This is a genomic window from Rhizobium sp. UBA1881, from assembly GCF_002338015.1.
GTDB lineage: Bacteria > Pseudomonadota > Alphaproteobacteria > Rhizobiales > Rhizobiaceae > Rhizobium.
Window position 1 is genome coordinate 276,938 of the sequence record NZ_DDHH01000057.1, and the last position, 17,216, is coordinate 294,153.

The following is a 17,216-nucleotide window of genomic DNA, read 5'->3' on the forward strand; positions in this document are numbered from 1 at the left end:
CATTGCGGCCGAGACCTTTTTGAGTGCTGAAATCAGATCTCCTTGATCAGCTGCTCGGCAATACGCACGCTGAGCGCCGCACCCGTCAGTGTCGGGTTCATGCAAGAGGCCGACGGCATGACGCTGGTGCCGGCGATGAACATGTTCGAGTGGTCATGGGTGCGGCAATCGCGGTCGACGACTGAGTCCTTCGGATCGTCGCCCATGCGGGTCGTGCCCATGACGTGCTGGCGGTTTTGCCACTTCACGTCGGTCGACAGGACCTCGGCGTCGAGCAGCTGGGCAATCTTGTTCAAATCTTCCAGGCCACGATCGCGGCCGGCATTCCAGTAGTCGGTGACCGAGTAATAAAGCACCGGAACCGGGATGCCGAGCGCATCGAACTTGGTCTTCGACGGCGTGACGCGGTTTTCGGCCAGCGGCAGCGGCTCGAAATCGATCGCCCAGTTCAGCGAGCGGGCCGAGTACTTGCGGATCTGCTCGTCGAGCTTGGAGCCCATGATGCCCTTTTTGATGAAGCCTTCGGTCATCTGGGCTGTCGGTACCGTATTGCGCACCTTGATCTTGTAGCTCGGGTAATCCTTGCGGAAGGCGCCGTCACGCTGGTTGAGATAGACCAGCAGTTCGGTCGGGCCTTCGCCCGGCCACATGTCCTCCTTGGTCAGCATGTTCATGCTGATGCCGGTGTGGTCCATGAGGTTGCGGCCGACCTGATCCGACGAATTGGCGATGCCGTTCGGATACTTGTCCGAGGTCGAGATGAGCAGCAGCTTGGCGGACTCGATGCCGTAGGCGGCAAGCACGAAATAGCGCGCCGTCAGCCGGTGCTCGGAATTGTCGGGCTTCTTGTACCAGACCGCAGTGATCTTGCCGTCGTCGCCCGCTTCCACCTTGTAGACTGGCGAGTTGTCGAGCAGCTTGGCGCCATGGCGTTCGGCTTCGTCGATGTGCATCGAGCCGTCATACTTGGCGCCGATCGGACAGACCGGATTGCAGTTGTTGTTGCCGGCGCAGACCGGGCGGTTGCCGTAGGGGCGCGAGGCGCGGCCATGCGGCTCGAGTACCGGGTTGAAGCCGCCTACCGAGAGCTTTTCAGCCAGCGTCGTGAACATGTAGCTGGAATTCAGCTGCTTCATCGGGAAGGGCATGGAACGCGGCGGCATCGGACCACCGCCCTGGCCGCTTTCGTCCTGGCCGTCCATGCCTGTGACGCCGAGCTCCAGCTCGGCCTTGTTGTAGTAGTCTTCCAGATCGTCATAGCCGATCGGCCAGTCGCGGCCGCGACCGTAAAGCGACTGGATCTTGAAGTCGTTCGGGATCATGCGCCAGAGCGCCGAACCGAAGTGCCAGGTCGTGCCGCCGACAACGCGCAGGTAGGAGGTGTTGTATTTGACCGGGCCTTCATACTGCAGATAGTCGCCATAGGTGGATGGCGCCCAGGGCATGCTGGGGAAGGGGGATCCGGCGCCCTGCAGCTTGGCGTTCGCCAGCGAGAGCTTGACCGGGGCGTTGCGGAAGGTCTCAACGATCTCGCGGCGATCGACACGCGGACCGGCTTCGAGAATGATCACCTTCTTGCCGGCTTTGGCGAGCTGTGCGGCGACGATGCCGCCCATGACACCCGATCCGATGACGATCAGGTCCGCATCATATGCGTCGTTTGCCATTGTCTATATCCTGTCAGATCTTGCTGCCGGGCTTCGGTCCCCAGGCGTTCGGGCCGGGACCGTAGGTCGGAATGGGAAGGAGGCCCTTGGTCGGGCGGTACATGAGCGATTTCTCGTAGGTGATGAGTTCCGCGTCCTCTGGGTCGCCGACCACGCCGAGATACCAGGCGGAGACGATCTTCGCTGAAGTCTTCATCTCGCGCTCGGCGGGCTTTGTCGCGAGAAAGCTATCCATGTCCTTGGCGCCGGACTGGCTCACGGCCTGCTGCAGGGCGGCGATGTCTGCTTTCAGCGTCTTGCTGCGCTTGGAGAGTGCTGCAAGGAAGCGTGCGCCGAGCACGGGGTCGAGTTCGTAGCCGGTCAGGAATTCGGAAAGCTTGGTGAAGCCCTGGACGTCATCGTCGGCCGCGAACGCCGATACTGGTGCTGCAAAGGAGGAGAGGGCGGCCAGTCCCCCGACGGCCACGGTGGCGCGCAGGAGGTCTCGGCGGTGGAGGGGCCGGCTCATGAGAGAGCCCGCATTGTTCGGGTCGATTGGCATCGCTGATATCCTCGATGAGGTAGTCAGAACTGGGAAAAAGGGTGAAATGGTCAGGCGTGGGCCGGCTGCCGCCTGCGGCGAGCAACGAGTAGCGCGATGACGAGTGCAGCGAGGATCAACGCCACGGCAAACGCCGGAACGATGAACGGTGCAACCGCTGCCAATGCCGGCTTTTCTCCACCCTCGCGGACACGCAGGACATCTGCTGCGGTGACGGTCACCTTGCCGTTGCCGAAATGGCTCAGCACATAGTTGCTGACATCGGCGACGTCCTTGTCGGAGAGGCGATCGGTGTAAGACGCGTTCTCGCCGAAGGCCGGCATGAATGTCGGTATGCCGTCGATCGTGCGCGACAGGCCGAAAAGGATCGTTGCGATCAGGTTGTCCGGGTTATTGCCGCCGGTTGCGGTATTGTGAAAGAGCGACGGATAGTGGTCGTTGCCCTCGCCATCGACCTGATGGCAGGCGGCGCAGGAGCCGCTGAAGATATGGAAGCCCTTCTCGGTCACGGCCTGGCCAGGCAGGCCACGTAGATCGAGTTCGGCTGTCGAGGGCTTGCCGACATCATAGCGCGGCGTGGCTTCGCCGGTGGTGATCGGCTTCGTATCCTTCAGATAAACGACGAGCGACTTGAGGTCCGCCTCGGTCAAGTGCTGCATGCTGTGCTCGATGGCTTCCGCCATCGGGCCGGCTGCCTGCGCCTTGCCGACGACATGGCCTGTGCGCAGATACTGCACGAGTTCCTCGTCGGACCAGCCGCCGATGCCATCAACCTTGTCGGAGGTGATGTTCGGTGCGAACCAAGAGCCGATGGACGCGCCCGAAAGCGCCCGGCTTCCGCTTTCCGCCATAAGGAGATTGCGTGGCGTGTGGCAGGTGCTGCAGTGCTCGAGAGCCTCGGCCAGATAGGCGCCACGGTTCCACTCGGCGGACTTGGATGCATCCGGCTGGAAGCGATCCTTGTCGAGGAAGAGCAGGTTCCACACCGACATAGAGGCGCGGATGCTGAACGGGAATGGCAGCGCCGTCTTCTCCGGCGCGTGATCAATCGGCTTCACGTCCTGCATAAAGTAAGCGTAGAGCGCGGAGATGTCCTCGTCGGAGAGCTTGGCGTAGGCCGTGTAAGGCATCGCCGGATAGAGATGGCTGCCATCCTTGGCGACACCGTTGCGAACGGCGTGAGCGAAGTCTTCCTCGCTGTATGTGCCGATGCCGTCGGTCTTGGATGGCGTGATGTTGGTCGAGAAAATCTTGCCGAGCGGCGATTCGATCGCATAGCCGCCGGCAAAGGGCTGCCCGGAGTTGGGCGCGGTATGGCACGCGGCGCAATCGGCCGCGGTCGCCAGGTAGCGGCCCTTGGTGATCAGGTCGGTTGGCGTCGCCGTCTGATCTTGCGCGGAGGCTGCGCCAGTGATGGACACCAGCGCGGACAGACAGAGTGCGATCGATCGCAGGCGTTTAAAGTGAGGCCGAGAGATGGCGGTATGCAAATGCATTATCGACGTGCTTTCATCAAGCATGAATAAACGACAACAGGCTTTGCATCACCTCCCACGAGCGTAGCCGATCCACGTCGCCGCGAGGACATATGTGAAAAACGTCGATTCAAGCCAATGTAAGAAAAACAAATCACTGAACTTGGTTTGCTAAATCGCTCTAAATGAGGATATGGCTTTATGCGTCGACGTGTCACGCTCGCGACTTGGCAATCGTCATAACCGCGCTATGCTGCGTTTGAAAATCAATTTGTCATACAAACAGTTTTCACAGAAAATGAAAGCGGAACCGTGAAATTCGACCTGATTGACTTACGCATATTCCTGGCTGCGGTCGACGGCGGTAGTCTGACAGCCGCCGCTCGTCAGAACAATGTCGTCGTGGCGGCCGTAAGTGCGCGCCTGAGGCGTCTGGAGGAGGCGTTCGATCTCGAGCTCTTCGAACGTACTGGACGGGGGATCAAGCCGACCTTGGCGGGCGAAATGCTGGCAAGTCATGCCCGTCAGATACTGGACGACGCTCGCCGGATCGAGGCCGACCTCGACGCTTTCGCCGATGGCCGCAGCGGTCATGTCAGGTTGCTGTCAAACACCAATATGCTTGCAGAGCATTTGCCGCAGGCGCTTGGCGCCTTTCTTGCAGCAAGCCCGGATATCAGTGTCAGCGTCGAGGACAAACCGAGCCTCGAGGCGGTGAACCTACTGAAGCAGGGCCAGGCCGATATCGCGATTGTTGCCTCCTCGGCCGATATGACCGGGCTCGAGCGGTTTCGTTTCGTTCCCGACCGGCTGGTGCTGATCGCGCCGCGCGATCTCGACGTGCCGTTCGATGCCGTCGCGTTTCCGCGCATCCTGGATTTCAAGCTAGTTGGCCAGCAAGGCAATCCGGCCTTGATGCAGTTTCTAGGGCGTCAAGCGAACGAGCTCGGACGCACACCGCATTTCAGGCTGTTGATTGCAGGATTTGAAGCGACGTGCCGGGTTGTCGAACAGGGAGCTGGTGTGTCGATCATTCCAGAGAGTGCTGCACGACGCTACGCACACTTCATGAATCTCAAGGTCGTGCCAATCTCGGAGCCTTGGGCGGATCGCGAACTATACGTTTGCGTCAGAAACGAAATGCAGCTTCCAGGCTATGCGAGGATGTTACTGGCGCATCTGAAACACTACGTGCAAACGTTTGATGATGGCCGTTGAAAGTTGCCGTCATATCTTCGAAGCTATGCCAGATTCAGTGGAGCGTCAGCGTCTCTGGGCGATGTGGGTCGCGGAATCGGAATTGCTCGATCAGTGTCATGGCTTGCTGCAGCAGGAACTCGGCTGCCTTGAGATCGGTGTTCGCAAGGCCATGCACGCTGCCGCGAATTGTCGAAGCAAGGTCACCTGAGCTCGCCGCAAAACTTGCGTTGCCTTCGATTAATGCCTCCTTGGCACTTGTCTCCAGCGCATCGGCAACAGCGGCCAATATGTCCCGCCGTTCGCGGACACTCATCTGCACAATCGTCTTGGATCCCTTCATGATGGACGACCCTCCCTTCTGAAAGGCGTGCGGTTACTGCAGCCAATAATGCTTGATGTAGGCGCAATCGTCGGTTCATCAATGTGCCACCGTTTCTCCTTGCACGCGTTGGCTCCGACTGGGCAACCCAGCTGCGGTCCCTGCTTCCTCATCGGTTCTTCCATGCGTACTCATGAGCCGCAGATATAAGTCCATGCGGAGATCATGGTCTAATGCGGTCGCGGGTTCGGTGGTACTTTTAGGGTGCAGGAATATCTGGAATGCCCGGACAGTGAGAATGAAGCTCATCGTTTGCCGGAGGCACTCCTGTTTAATGCCGACGTGAGACGGCGAGCGCCGTCCTGAAGGAGCGTAATATGGAAAAGCGGATACTTGGAAAAAGCGGACTGGAAGTCTCTGCCCTCGGCTTTGGCTGCATGGGCCTGAACTTCAGCTATGGCCATGCGCTGAGCACCCAGGAGAGCGTGACATTGGTGCGCCAGGCCGTCGAGCGCGGCGTGACGTTTTTCGACACCGCCGAGATCTATGGACCTTATACGAATGAAGAGATCGTCGGCGAGGCGCTCCGGCCGATGCGTGACCGGGTGGTGATCGCCACGAAGTTCGGCTTCAATATCGTTGATGGCAAAATGGCCGGCGTCAACAGCCGCCCCCAGCAGATCCGCAAGGCGGCCGAAGGTTCGCTGAAGCGCCTCGGGGTCGATGTCATCGACCTGCTCTACCAGCACCGCGTTGACCCCAACGTGCCGATCGAGGACGTCGCCGGCACGGTCAAGGATCTGATCGCGGAAGGCAAGGTGAAGCATTTCGGCATGTCAGAGCCGGGCGCACAGACGGTCCGCCGCGCCCATGCGGTGCAGCCGGTCGCCGCGCTGCAGAACGAATATTCGCTGTGGACGCGCGGGCCGGAGACCAACGGCATTCTCGAAGCCTGCGAGGAGCTTGGCATCGCGCTGGTTGCTTACAGCCCGCTCGGCAAGGGCTTTCTCACCGGCGCGATGAACAAGGACACGAAGATCGGCGAAGGCGATTTCCGCAAGATGCTGCCGCGCTTCACGCCGGAGGCGATGGAGAAGAACCAGGCGCTGATCGATCTCATGAAGCGCATCGCCGAGGACAAGAAGGCTACGCCGGCGCAAATCGCACTGGCCTGGCTGCTGGCCCGGAAACCCTGGATCGTGCCGATCCCCGGCACGACGAAGCTGCATCGCCTTGAGGAAAACCTCGGCGCGGCCGAGGTGGCACTGAGCGCCGACGATCTCGCGCAGATCGAGACGGCTGCGGCCGCAATCCAGGTCGAGGGCGAGCGTTATCCGGAGCAGTTGATGAAGACGACCGGTCTTTAAGATACGAGCCCGGAATTGGAACTTGGAAACGGCGTACCCCGGGTGCGCCGTTTCAAAGTTGGCTGACGCTCGCGGCTAGATCTGCTCGGCGAGAAAGTCGATCAAGGCCCGGATCCGGCTCGCGAGATGCGGGTGGCCGGGATAGACGGCGTGGATATGCTCGATATCCTCGGGATTGAACGCTTCTAACACCGGCACCAGACGGCCTTCGTCGATATGCTCCTGCACGTGAAATGCGCCCACCCGGATCAGCCCAACGCCCGCGAGGCAGAGACTGCGAATGGTCGGCCCGTTATTCACTTCGACATTACCGTGGACCGCTTTCAGGAAGGTCTGCCCTGTTGCGGGGTCCCGAAACGGCCACTCTTCCCAGGTTTGCCGGAAGTTGAACGTCATGCAGTTGTGCCGGTCGAGATCGGCGGGCTTTTCGGGATTGCCCATGCGCTCGAAATAGCTCGGTGCCGCCACGACCACGCGCCGGCTGTCCATCAGCTTGCGGGCCTTCATCGAGGTGTCGCGAAGATTGCCTGAACGGATCGCGACATCGGCGCGTTCCTCGACGATGTCGATGATCCCGTCGGTCAGTGAAAGGTCGAGCTGGACGTTCGGATAGCGGGTCAGGAATTCCGGGATCAACGGCACCACATGACGAACGCCGAAGGCGACCGAGGCGCTCACCCGCAGACGTCCGCGCGGTGCTGCCTCGCCGCCTGTCGAAACGATCTGCTCGGCTTCCTTGATATCCTCGAGAATGCGCTGCGCGCGCTCGAGATAGACCTCGCCTTCCTGCGTCAGTTGCAGGCTGCGCGTGGTTCTGACGATAAGGCGGGTCTTCAAGCGTTCTTCCAGCCTGCTCACAAGCTTGCTGACCGCCGAAGGCGACATGCGCAGCAGGCGTCCGGCCGCCGAAAAGCTCTGCAGCTTCGCTGTATGCACGAAGACCTCCATCTCGCCGACGGTATTATCCACTGCTCACTCCTGTGAATTCAATTCATAACTATTGAGGCAATGTAGCTGCTTATCGAGATAATGTCAGTGGTCCATATTGCCGCCATCCCAAATCGCCGCTTGTCCGGCATCGTCACTGGATGGATTAACAATGCCCCTTGCCCTGTTTGCCTTAACCGTCGCGGCCTACGCGATCGGCACGACGGAATTCGTCATCGTTGGGCTCCTGCCCACCGTCGCCAATGATCTCAACATCGATCTGCCGCTCGCTGGCCTGATCGTCAGCGTTTACGCGCTCGGCGTTACCTTCGGTGCGCCTGTTCTGACCGCGCTCACCGGTCGCCTCGATCGCAAGCTGCTGCTTCTCGGCCTTATGGCGCTGTTCATTCTCGGCAATACAATGGCAGCGCTCAGCCCAGGCTACGCGCCTCTGCTTGTCGCCCGCGTTCTCTCTGCCTTCGCGCACGGCGTCTTCTTCTCCGTCGGCTCGACCATCGCCGCCGATCTCGTTCCCGAGAATAAGCGCGCCTCGGCGATTGCCATGATGTTCATGGGTTTGACGGTCGCGATCGTGACAGGCGTTCCGCTCGGCACGCTCATCGGTCAGACCTTCGGCTGGCGCGCGACATTTGCGGCTGTCGCCGGCCTCGGCGTCATTGCCTTCGCGGGTCTTTGGATCCTTCTGCCGGCAAACCTCAAGAAGGCGCCGGCGGCAACGATCGGCGAGCAGGTCAAGGTTCTCGGCAGCGGCCGTCTGCTGATCGTCTTCGCCATGACTGCTCTCGGCTACGGCGGTACCTTCGTCACCTTCACCTTCCTAGCCTCTATCCTCGAGCAGGTCACCGGTTTCCAGGCCTCGGCTGTTAGTCTGATCCTGGTGCTCTACGGCATCGCGATCGCCATCGGCAATATCGCCGGCGGACGCCTCGCCAACCGTGATCCGATCAAGGCTCTTGCCTGGCTCTTCACCGCGCAGGCCATCGTTCTCGCCATCTTCAGCTTCACCGCCGTGTCGCCTTGGCTGACGATCCCGACGCTGGCCGCCCTCGGCTTCCTGTCTTTCGCAAATGTGCCTGGCCTGCAGATTTACGTCGTGAAGCTTGCCGGCGTGGTCCGTCCGGCAGCGGTAGATGTCGCCTCGGCCTTGAACATCGCCGCCTTCAATCTCGGCATCGCGGCAGGCGCCTGGGTCGGCGGCCTCGTGGTTGCCTCTTCGCTCGGCCTTGGGGCCACGCCATGGGTCGGCGCCATCTTCGTCGTCGGCGCCCTCATTCTCACGCTCTGGAGCGGCTCGCTCGACCGCCGCGCGCTTGCTTCAACCAATACCGTCGCTTCCGCGGCCTGATACTATCGAAAGGAAAATCCTCATGAAACTCGTCAACGCCAATGGCGCTTCCATCCCCGCGCTCGGATTCGGCACGTTCCGCATGGAAGCCGCCGATACCGAACGGATGGTCTCCAATGTGCTGAAGACCGGCTACCGCCACGTCGACACCGCGCAGATCTATGGCAACGAAGCTGCCGTAGGCCAAGGGATCGTCTCGTCGGGTGTCGCCCGCGCTGATATCTTTCTCACCACCAAGGTCTGGGTTGCGAACTACGAGCGCAGCGCCTTCCTTGCCTCCGTCGATGAAAGTCTGTCGAAGCTGAAGACCGACTATGTCGATCTCCTGCTGCTGCATTGGCCGAACACCGTCGTCAGCCTGGAAGAGCAGATCGCCTCGTTGAATGACGTCGCCAAGGCAGGCAAGGCGCGCCACATCGGCGTCTCCAATTTCAATACGACGCTGATGAGGGATGCCGCGCGTCTCAGCGAACGGCCGCTTGCCAACAACCAAGTCGAGTATCATCCGTATCTCGATCAGCGTCCGGTCATCGAGGCCGCGCGCGAGCTGGGCTTGTCGCTCACCGCCTATTACGCGATGGCCGATGGCAAGGTTTTGAGCGACCATGTTCTAGCCGACATCGCCTCAGCGCATGGCCGCTCGATCCCGCAGATCGTGCTTCGCTGGATCGTGCAGCAGGGCTTCGTTACGCTGTCGAAGACCGTGTCGGAAGCGCGCGCTGCAGAGAACGCCGCGATCTTCGATTTCGCTCTGAGCGATGAAGACATGGCGCGCATCCATGCGCTTGCTCAGGCTGACGGCCGCATCGTCAGCCCCGACGGTCTGGCGCCTGAATGGGACCCGGCAGCCTAATCTGGCCGCTTTGCCCGCCCGATCTCGCGATTGTGATGGCCTTGCGACATTGGGCGGGCAGCCATGCTGAAAACGCTATTGCAGTGCAGCATGAGTGGGCCTAGGTGAACCCTTGTAAGACAAACCAGCATGAATGGAGACACACATGTCTTGGCACGCCCCTAAGTTCATCGAAGTCAGCTGCGGTATGGAAATCAACCGTTACGCTCCTGCCGACGGCAACGAACCGATCCTTTTCTAAGGTCGGCTAAATCCAATTTGACTTGTAATGTTTGAGGTCCGCGCGTGACAGATTCATCTGGCTTTCGCGGTCTGGTTCTTGGGGCCGCCGCGGGCGGCGGCCTTCCGCAATGGAATTGCGGTTGCCAGAATTGCCGCCTTGCGCGCGATCCGGCATCCGGTGTCAGGCCACAATCGCAATCATCGCTCGCCGTCAGTCTCGATGGCCACAGCTGGGCGGTTTTAAACGCTTCTCCCGATATCAGGCAGCAGATCATCGACAATAGCGCGCTGCATCCCAAGGCGCTGCGCGACAGTCCGATCAAGAGCGTGCTGATCACAAACGGCGATATCGACCATCTGGCCGGCCTGTTGATTCTGCGCGAGAAGCAGCCGCTGGACATCTTCGTGACGACGGAGATTGCCGAGATCATCGACGACAACCCCGTCTTCCGCGCCCTTGATCCCGCCTTTGTGAAACGTCACACGATAACGCTCAAGCAGCCGTTTTCGCTACTCCCGGACATTGAGGCCCGGTTGTTCGCTGTCCCCGGCAAGGTGCCGCTGTTCATGGAAAACGGCGAACCCGAGCTGAAGCTGGAAGGCGAGCAGACTGTCGGCGTCGAGCTGATCGCAAAGGGCAAGCGCGTCTATTACATTCCAGGCTGCGCCCACATCAGCGATGGCCTCATCGAGCGGATCGACGGCGCCGACGCCTTGTTCTTCGATGGCACCGTGTTCACCGACGATGAGATGATCACGCTCGGCGTCGGCCAGAAGACCGGGCAGCGCATGGGCCATATGGCGATCAGCGGCCCCGATGGCAGCTTAGCGGCCCTGTCGAAGCTCGATATCGCCAAGAAAATATACGTCCACATCAACAACACCAATCCGATCTGGCGGGCCGGGCCCGAGCGCGACATGCTCGAGGCGAGCGGCTTCCAGATTGGCCATGACGGCATGGAGATCGACTTTGACTGAAGCACCTGACCGGCAGGCATTCGAAGCGCGGCTGATGGCGATCGGCGCGGACCGCTACCACGACAAGCACCCGTTCCACAAAATGCTGCATGGCGGCCAGTGCACCATGACGCAGGTCCGCGCCTGGGTGATCAACCGCTATTGCTACCAGAGCCATATCCCCATGAAGGACGCCGCCTTCATGTCGCGCCTCACGGATGCCGACATGCGCCGCGCCTGGCGCTCCCGCATCGAGGATCACGATGGTGGGCTCACCGAAGGTGGCGGCATCCGGCGCTGGCTAAAGCTCGCTGAAGCCGTCGGCCTCGATCCTGACTATGTGGCTTCCGGTCGCGGCATCCTGCCCGCCACGCGCTTTGCCGTTGAAGCCTATGTTCACTTCGTGCGCGAAAAGCCGCTGCTTGAGGCCGTCGCTTCATCGTTGACGGAGCTTTTCGCGCCGAAGATCCATGCCGATCGTATCGCCGGGCTGTTGCAGCATTACGCCTTCGCTGACGATCAGGCGCTCTCCTATTTCCGTCAGCGGCTGAACGAGGCGCCCGTCGATGTCGCTTTCGGCCTCGCTTATGTGCTCGACAACGCGAACACGCTGGAGAAGCAGGACGCGGCGGCAGCGGCGTTGACATTCAAGACCGAGGTGTTGTGGGCGCAGCTCGATGCGCTACATTTCGCCTATGTTACGCCGGGCCTGATCCCACCGGGTGGCTGGGACGGTCGCGAGGGCGTGATCGGCGAGCTCGAGGAGATCGCGTGATGAGCGAAGACACGGTCGCGATAACCGGCAGCATGGTCGTCAAGCTGGCCCGTGGCGTGCGTTTGCGCCACGATCCGGTGCGCGGGCAGACCGTTCTGCTTGCACCTGAACTGGCGATGGCGGTGGATGAGATCGCCGTGAAAATCATCGAAGCGCTCGATGGCGAGCGCAATCTTGACTCGATTGCCGACGACTTCGCCGCCGAATTCCAGGCGCCGCGCGAGCAGATCGCGACCGATGTCCTGGCATTCATCCGCGAGCTCGCCAATCGTCGCATGCTGCAGGTGTTGTGATGGGCGTCGAGGCAAGGGTCGTCAAGCAAACGGTTGCTCCGCTATCTTCAGTAGCGCCGCCGCCGATGGCACTGCTCGCAGAGCTAACGCATCGCTGTCCGCTTGCCTGCCCCTATTGCTCCAATCCGCTGGAACTCACGGGCATCAAGGAAGAACTGTCGACCGAAGAGTGGATCCGGGTCTTCCAGCAGGCTGCCGAAATGGGCGTCCTGCATCTGCATCTCTCTGGCGGGGAGCCGGCCTCGCGGCGCGATCTGGTCGAGCTGACGGCAGCGGGTGCAGCCGCCGGTCTCTATACCAATCTCATCACATCGGGTGTCGGCCTCACCGAGAAGCGCCTGCTCGAGCTCGCCGATGCTGGTCTCGACCACGTGCAACTCTCGCTGCAGGGAACGAACCCCGCGAGCGCCGATCGCGTCGGCGGCTATAAGGGCGGCTACGATCGCAAGATGGCCGTCGCCGCCTGGGTCAAGGCAAGCGGCATACCGCTCACGGTCAATGCCGTCTGCCACAAACAGAACATGGATCAGTTGGACGACATGCTCGATCTCGCGGTGAAGCTCGGCGCCCGGCGTATCGAGATCGCCACCGTGCAGTTTCACGGCTGGGCCGAAAGAAACCGCGCCGCACTGATGCCGACGCGAGAGCAAGTCGAGCGGGCAAACAAGACCGTCATCGAGGCCCGCAAGCGGCTGGAAGGCATTCTCGTCATCGACTATGTGCCGGCCGACCACCACTCGTCCTATCCCAAGGCATGCATGGGTGGCTGGGGACGGATCGGCCTGAATGTTACGCCGTCTGGCCGGGTTCTCCCCTGCCACGCAGCGGAGACGATCCCCTCGCTGACCTTCGATAATGTTCGCGAGAAGTCGCTGTCCGATATCTGGTATCACGGCTCCGCCTTCAACGCTTATCGCGGCGAAGATTGGATGCCGGAGCTTTGCCGAAGCTGCGACCGCAAGGCGATCGACTTCGGCGGCTGCCGCTGCCAGGCAATGGCGCTTGCCGGCGATGCCAGCGCAACCGACCCCGTCTGCATTCGCTCGCCGCTGCGCGACGCACTGACATTGCAGGCCGACAAGGATGCGGCGGCTATCCCTGGCGAGTTCGTCTATCGCGGTCGATAGAGGGTTGACCTCAAGCTTTGCGAAATCACACGCCGTCGGAAAACCGGCGGCGCGGATCGCGACCGCCCGCTGGAATACGGGCGGTTTGCCGTCCCACAACTCTGTGATGTCATACATCCCACGTTAACAATTATGTCACGAAAGTGTCATTCCGTCTGACTATAAGCGGCTAAATTTCTTTCTGTTGATAGTCATGATAACCAATTTTTCTGCACAACCAGCCGCCGTGTCGGTGTCGGGTCTCAGCCTCCATTTTGGCTCAAACACGGTACTTAACAACGTCGATCTCTCGCTTGAGAAGGGCAAGGTTCTCGCGCTGCTCGGCCCGTCCGGTTGCGGCAAGACCACGCTTCTGCGCCTGGTGGCCGGCCTCTTGGCGCCGAACAAGGGCAGCGTAAAGATTAACGGAAGTGTGGTGGCCGATGCCGCTGGCGGCCTGTTCGTGCCGCCGGAAAAGCGCGGCCTCGGCATGGTGTTTCAGGACTATGCGCTCTGGCCGCATTTGAGTGTCGCGGACAATATCGCCTTCCCGCTGGAGATGCGCGGTGTCAGTCGCAAGGATTGTAAGCGGCGTGTCGCGGCAGCTCTTGAACGGGTCGGCCTCGGCGGTTTCGGCGCCCGGCGCATCAGCGACATGTCGGGCGGGCAGCAGCAGCGCGTTGCAATCGCCCGCGCCATCGTCGCGGAGCCGGCACTCGTCCTTTTCGACGAGCCCATGTCGAACCTCGACCGCGAGCTTCGCGAGACCATGGTGCGCGAAATCGGCGCGCTGATGTCGGATCTCGGCCTTACCGCAGTCTATGTTACCCATGATCAGAGCGAGGCGTTCTCACTGGCCGATCAGGTTGCCGTGATGCGCGGTGGCGTCATCGAGCAGATGGCGTCGCCCGAGACACTGGTGAGCGCGCCGGCGACGCCTGAAGTCGCTGAGTTCCTGCGCTTAGGCTGCGTTGTTCCTGTTTTTCGCGAGGAGAGCGGCCTTCGTCTCAACCAAACCGGTATCGTCCTCAAGGATGACTATGCCCCCGCTGGCGCGACCCATGTCTTGCTGCCGTCTCAGGCCGTTCGCCTGACATCGGGGGAGGGATTGCCCGCCGAGGTCGTCCACTCGCAGTTTCGTGGCGATGGCTATCTGACCACGGTTACGCTGGGCGCCGGGCCGGCTGCAAGCGAACTCACATTCCTGGCGCGCCAGCGCGCTGTCACAGGTGAGGTGGTCAACCTCGCCATCGATAGCGCGAACATGCGCTGGTTCACGCGTAACTGAAGCATATCAAACGCTTATGGAGGCACATATGAGCAGATCATTTCTTGGTGCGGGCTTCGCCCTCATCGCCGGCATACTCGCGGCAGGCGTCGCCCACGCCGACATCACCGTCTACTCTGCCGGCCCGGGTAGCCTGATCGAGAAGCTTGCTGCAGGCTACACCAAGCAAACCGGCCACAAGGTCGAGGTGTTCCAGGCGACGACGGGCAAGATCATGGCGCGCATTGAAGCCGAAGCAGCCAATCCGGTTGTCGACGTGCTGATTTCGGCATCTTGGGATACGGCGACCGACTTTACCAAGCGCGGCTGGCTGGTTTCCTACACGAGCCCGAACGCTGCCAAGGTTCCTGACTTCCTCAAGTCCGAGACGGCAGTTGCCCAAGGCGTTTCCGCGCTCGGTATCGCCTGGAACCCCGCAAGCAATACGCCTAAGCCGACCGAATGGGCCGACCTCGCAAAGCCGGAATACAAGGATCTCGTCAACCTGCCGGATCCCGCGCAGTCGGGTGCAAGCTTCGAACTGGTGGCTGCGCTTGCCGGTAGCCAGGGCTGGGACCTCTTCTCCAAGCTGAATGCCAACGGCGCCGTTGTCGCCGGCGCCAATGCCGAAGCGCTGAACCCGGTTCTGCAGGGTGCCAAGGCAGCCGTATTCGGCGCGGTCGATTACATCTCGCTCGCCGGCAAGGCAAAGGGCGAAACGATCGACGTCATCTTCCCGGCTTCGGGCACCGTCGTCGCGCCGCGCCCAGCAATGATCCTTAACTGGTCGAAGCATCAGGATGAAGCCAAGCAGTTCATCGACTACATGCTGTCCGACGAAGGCCAGAAGTTGGTCGCCGCCACCTACCTGATGCCCGCCCGCAGCGACATCCCGGCCAACCGTCCGCTGGTTGCCGATCTCAAGGTACTCCAGATCGATGCCGCTGCCGTTTACGGCAAGCGCGACGAGACGCTGAAGGAATTTGGCAAGATCTTCGCCGCCGGCAACTGAGACTGAAGAAGAATCGAGACTGAAGAGCATGAAAGCGAACGGCGCAGCCGGCACCGGGCCGATAGTATGGGTGGCGACATCGGGTTTGATTATCGTCGTGGCCGTGCCGTTCGTCTTCATTGTCCTCCAGGCGATTTTCCCTGAACTGGGGCGGAGTTCTCTTGCCGCCCCGTTCCTGCACCTTCCCGAGATGCTATCCGATCCCAAGCTTTTGCGAATGGGGGGCAATTCGGTCATTCTCGGCATCTGCGTCATGATGGCAGCCGCGTTGCTGGCCGTGCCGCTTGCGGTTTTCCGCGCCTTGTTCAAGGTGCCCTTTGCGATCTTTTGGGACGTGGCGCTGCTCGTTCCCTTCATGATCCCGCCCTATATTGCGACGCTCGGCTGGATCATGACATTGCAGCCGCGCGGCTATCTGCAGCAGCTGACCGGCTTTCACCTCGCCCCCTTTCTGTTTTCCCTGGCGGGGATGACGACGGTGATGGCGCTCAACACGTTTCCGCTGGTCTACTTCGCGGTCTCGCGCACAATTGAAGCTGTCGGAGCGCGTTATGCCGACGTGGGCCGCGTGTTCGGCGCCTCTTCCTGGCGCGCCTTCTGGCGCATTACGCTGCCGCTTTCGACGCCGGGGCTGGCCGCCAGCCTGCTCCTCGTCTTCGCGGCGGCGATCGAGGAATATGGTACGCCGGCAGCGCTTGGGCGGCGATCCGGCTTCGACGTTCTGGTAACTGAGATCGATCTGCGCATTTCAGACTGGCCCATCGATCTTGCGGGCGCCGCCGTCTTCTCGCTGATGCTGGTGATACTGTCGCTTGCCGCCTTCATGGCGCAACGGTGGATCCTCGCCCGCCGCTCCTATGTGACCACGGGCGGCAAGCCGCAAGCCAAGGATAAGCGCCCGCTCGGAATTCTGACCATTCCGGTTCTCATCCTTTTCGGTCTCGTGACGCTGCTTGCCACCGTGATCCCGCTTCTGGCCATCCTGGCGACCGCGCTATCGAATACTATCTCCGGCGGTCTGGCCGTCAGCAATCTTGGCCTCTCCAATTTTGCCGCGATCGCCGATAACAGCGCCGGTGCCTTGCGGGCGCTTGGCAACAGCTTCGCGCTCGGATTGGGCACGGCCCTGCTCACCGGTATCCTCGGCGCCGTCTCGGCCTATGCGGTGGCAAAAACCCGGTTCCGCGGCCGAATGACGCTGGATTTTCTAACAGCCTTGCCGAACGCTTTACCCGGCGTGGTCGTCGCCGTGGGCCTTATTTTGGCGTGGAACCAGCCGGTGTTACCGATCACGCCCTACAATACACCGCTTATACTGCTTCTTGCCTACTGCTGCATACTGCTCCCGCAGCCGATGCGTTACACCACCGCGGCGCTGCATCAGATCGGCGACAATCTCGAAGCAGCCGCGCGCGTCTGCGGCGCTGGCGCCTTCACGGCGTTTCGCCGCATCTTGCTGCCGCTGATCGCGCCGAGCCTGGTCACGGCTATGCTGCTTGTGTTCGCTGTCGCCACCCGCGAGCTCGTCGCGTCGATCCTGGTCGCGCCTGTCGGTATGCAGACGATTTCGGTATTTATCTGGCGGCAGTTCGAGCAGGGGTCGATCGGTCTCGGCATGGCAATGGCCTTCGTCACCGTCGTGCTGACCACGCTGATCCCGCTGGTTCTGCTGTCGCTTCTAAGGCGCAGCGGGCTTGTGGCGGAGTAAATGGGCATTGTGCCTGGTCCTTTGGTGCGCGAGATTTTTTCCACAGCCTTCGTGAGCTACGTCGGCATCAATCGGCTTCGCTTGCTGTTTATTCTTGCCGATCGGTGCAATTTCCCCATTGCTCTTACGGGTATATCAACTCGATTCGTTCGTTTTGGCGG

Annotated in this window: 17 protein-coding genes; 12 read left to right on the forward strand and 5 right to left on the reverse strand. The window is 61.1% G+C overall.

The annotated features are described in order from the left end of the window. Positions 1-32 precede the first annotated feature (32 nt). From B3605_RS06660 to B3605_RS06670, 3 genes are read right to left on the reverse strand one after another with little or no spacing between them, the layout of a single operon-like run. Entirely contained in the window at positions 33-1,667 is a 1,635-nt protein-coding gene (locus B3605_RS06660; protein WP_296433369.1) for a GMC family oxidoreductase, read from the reverse strand. A 13-nt stretch (positions 1,668-1,680) separates the two neighbouring features. After that, positions 1,681-2,208 (reverse strand): sugar dehydrogenase complex small subunit, encoded by a 528-nt coding sequence (locus B3605_RS06665; protein WP_112819947.1) that lies wholly within the window; start codon positions 2,206-2,208, stop codon positions 1,681-1,683. A 50-nt stretch (positions 2,209-2,258) separates the two neighbouring features. Further along, the gene (locus tag B3605_RS06670; protein WP_296433370.1) at positions 2,259-3,629 is read right to left on the reverse strand and encodes a c-type cytochrome; all 1,371 of its coding nucleotides are present in this window, start codon (positions 3,627-3,629) and stop codon (positions 2,259-2,261) included. 366 nt (positions 3,630-3,995) lie between these two features. Between B3605_RS06670 and B3605_RS06675 the strand changes: the two genes are divergently transcribed. Then, positions 3,996-4,901, forward strand: coding sequence for a LysR family transcriptional regulator (locus B3605_RS06675; RefSeq protein WP_112943301.1), 906 nt, complete (start codon positions 3,996-3,998; stop codon positions 4,899-4,901). Positions 4,902-4,935: 34 nt separating this feature from the next. Here B3605_RS06675 and B3605_RS06680 read toward each other — a convergent pair whose 3' ends face one another. Next, positions 4,936-5,223, reverse strand: a complete 288-nt coding sequence (locus B3605_RS06680) for a hypothetical protein (protein ID WP_112819943.1) — start codon at positions 5,221-5,223, stop codon at positions 4,936-4,938. Positions 5,224-5,579: 356 nt separating this feature from the next. Between B3605_RS06680 and B3605_RS06685 the strand changes: the two genes are divergently transcribed. After that, positions 5,580-6,569 carry an aldo/keto reductase gene (locus tag B3605_RS06685; protein WP_296433371.1) on the forward strand — a complete coding sequence of 330 codons (990 nt, stop codon included), beginning with the start codon at positions 5,580-5,582 and terminating at the stop codon, positions 6,567-6,569. Between the two features lie 75 nt (positions 6,570-6,644). Here B3605_RS06685 and B3605_RS06690 read toward each other — a convergent pair whose 3' ends face one another. Next, entirely contained in the window at positions 6,645-7,538 is an 894-nt protein-coding gene (locus B3605_RS06690) for a LysR family transcriptional regulator (RefSeq protein ID WP_296433372.1), read from the reverse strand. 130 nt (positions 7,539-7,668) lie between these two features. On the opposite strand from B3605_RS06690, the gene B3605_RS06695 reads away from it, so the two are divergent. The 10 genes from B3605_RS06695 (at position 7,669) to B3605_RS06740 (ending at position 17,055) form a co-directional block, all read left to right on the forward strand. Then, positions 7,669-8,862 (forward strand): MFS transporter, encoded by a 1,194-nt coding sequence (locus tag B3605_RS06695; RefSeq protein WP_113009086.1) that lies wholly within the window; start codon positions 7,669-7,671, stop codon positions 8,860-8,862. Positions 8,863-8,884: 22 nt separating this feature from the next. After that, positions 8,885-9,715 (forward strand): aldo/keto reductase, encoded by an 831-nt coding sequence (locus B3605_RS06700; RefSeq protein WP_296433373.1) that lies wholly within the window; start codon positions 8,885-8,887, stop codon positions 9,713-9,715. Positions 9,716-9,860: 145 nt separating this feature from the next. Then, positions 9,861-9,956 (forward strand): pyrroloquinoline quinone precursor peptide PqqA, encoded by a 96-nt coding sequence (gene pqqA, locus B3605_RS06705; protein WP_018896842.1) that lies wholly within the window; start codon positions 9,861-9,863, stop codon positions 9,954-9,956. 44 nt (positions 9,957-10,000) lie between these two features. Continuing rightward, the gene (gene pqqB, locus B3605_RS06710; RefSeq protein WP_296433374.1) at positions 10,001-10,915 is read left to right on the forward strand and encodes a pyrroloquinoline quinone biosynthesis protein PqqB; all 915 of its coding nucleotides are present in this window, start codon (positions 10,001-10,003) and stop codon (positions 10,913-10,915) included. Next, positions 10,887-11,669, forward strand: coding sequence for a pyrroloquinoline-quinone synthase PqqC (pqqC, locus tag B3605_RS06715; protein WP_051110751.1), 783 nt, complete (start codon positions 10,887-10,889; stop codon positions 11,667-11,669). Before pqqB ends, pqqC begins: the two co-directional genes overlap by 29 nt. Next, positions 11,669-11,962: a pyrroloquinoline quinone biosynthesis peptide chaperone PqqD gene (gene pqqD / locus B3605_RS06720; RefSeq protein ID WP_296433375.1), complete on the forward strand. Its 294-nt coding sequence runs from the start codon at positions 11,669-11,671 to the stop codon at positions 11,960-11,962. The genes pqqC and pqqD overlap by 1 nt, the downstream gene beginning before the upstream one ends. Further along, complete coding sequence (pqqE, locus tag B3605_RS06725; protein WP_018896846.1) at positions 11,962-13,089, forward strand: pyrroloquinoline quinone biosynthesis protein PqqE; 1,128 nt, start codon at positions 11,962-11,964, stop codon at positions 13,087-13,089. Before pqqD ends, pqqE begins: the two co-directional genes overlap by 1 nt. A gap of 193 nt (positions 13,090-13,282) precedes the next feature. Next, entirely contained in the window at positions 13,283-14,356 is a 1,074-nt protein-coding gene (locus B3605_RS06730) for an ABC transporter ATP-binding protein (protein ID WP_183794297.1), read from the forward strand. A gap of 28 nt (positions 14,357-14,384) precedes the next feature. Further along, entirely contained in the window at positions 14,385-15,347 is a 963-nt protein-coding gene (locus B3605_RS06735) for an ABC transporter substrate-binding protein (protein WP_112819925.1), read from the forward strand. 28 nt (positions 15,348-15,375) lie between these two features. Then, complete coding sequence (locus B3605_RS06740) at positions 15,376-17,055, forward strand: ABC transporter permease (protein ID WP_296433376.1); 1,680 nt, start codon at positions 15,376-15,378, stop codon at positions 17,053-17,055. Positions 17,056-17,216: the final 161 nt, after the last annotated feature.

Coding starts and splice junctions, on each gene's coding strand:
- B3605_RS06730 (WP_183794297.1), top strand. CDS start 13,283: ATGATAACCAATTTTTCTGCACAACCAGCCGCCGTGTCGGTGTCGGGT.
- B3605_RS06695 (WP_113009086.1), top strand. CDS start 7,669: ATGCCCCTTGCCCTGTTTGCCTTAACCGTCGCGGCCTACGCGATCGGC.
- pqqE (WP_018896846.1), top strand. CDS start 11,962: ATGGGCGTCGAGGCAAGGGTCGTCAAGCAAACGGTTGCTCCGCTATCT.
- B3605_RS06665 (WP_112819947.1), bottom strand. CDS start 2,208: ATGCCAATCGACCCGAACAATGCGGGCTCTCTCATGAGCCGGCCCCTC.
- pqqC (WP_051110751.1), top strand. CDS start 10,887: ATGACGGCATGGAGATCGACTTTGACTGAAGCACCTGACCGGCAGGCA.
- B3605_RS06735 (WP_112819925.1), top strand. CDS start 14,385: ATGAGCAGATCATTTCTTGGTGCGGGCTTCGCCCTCATCGCCGGCATA.
- B3605_RS06660 (WP_296433369.1), bottom strand. CDS start 1,667: ATGGCAAACGACGCATATGATGCGGACCTGATCGTCATCGGATCGGGT.
- B3605_RS06700 (WP_296433373.1), top strand. CDS start 8,885: ATGAAACTCGTCAACGCCAATGGCGCTTCCATCCCCGCGCTCGGATTC.
- B3605_RS06680 (WP_112819943.1), bottom strand. CDS start 5,223: ATGAAGGGATCCAAGACGATTGTGCAGATGAGTGTCCGCGAACGGCGG.
- B3605_RS06740 (WP_296433376.1), top strand. CDS start 15,376: ATGAAAGCGAACGGCGCAGCCGGCACCGGGCCGATAGTATGGGTGGCG.
- B3605_RS06685 (WP_296433371.1), top strand. CDS start 5,580: ATGGAAAAGCGGATACTTGGAAAAAGCGGACTGGAAGTCTCTGCCCTC.
- pqqD (WP_296433375.1), top strand. CDS start 11,669: ATGAGCGAAGACACGGTCGCGATAACCGGCAGCATGGTCGTCAAGCTG.
- pqqA (WP_018896842.1), top strand. CDS start 9,861: ATGTCTTGGCACGCCCCTAAGTTCATCGAAGTCAGCTGCGGTATGGAA.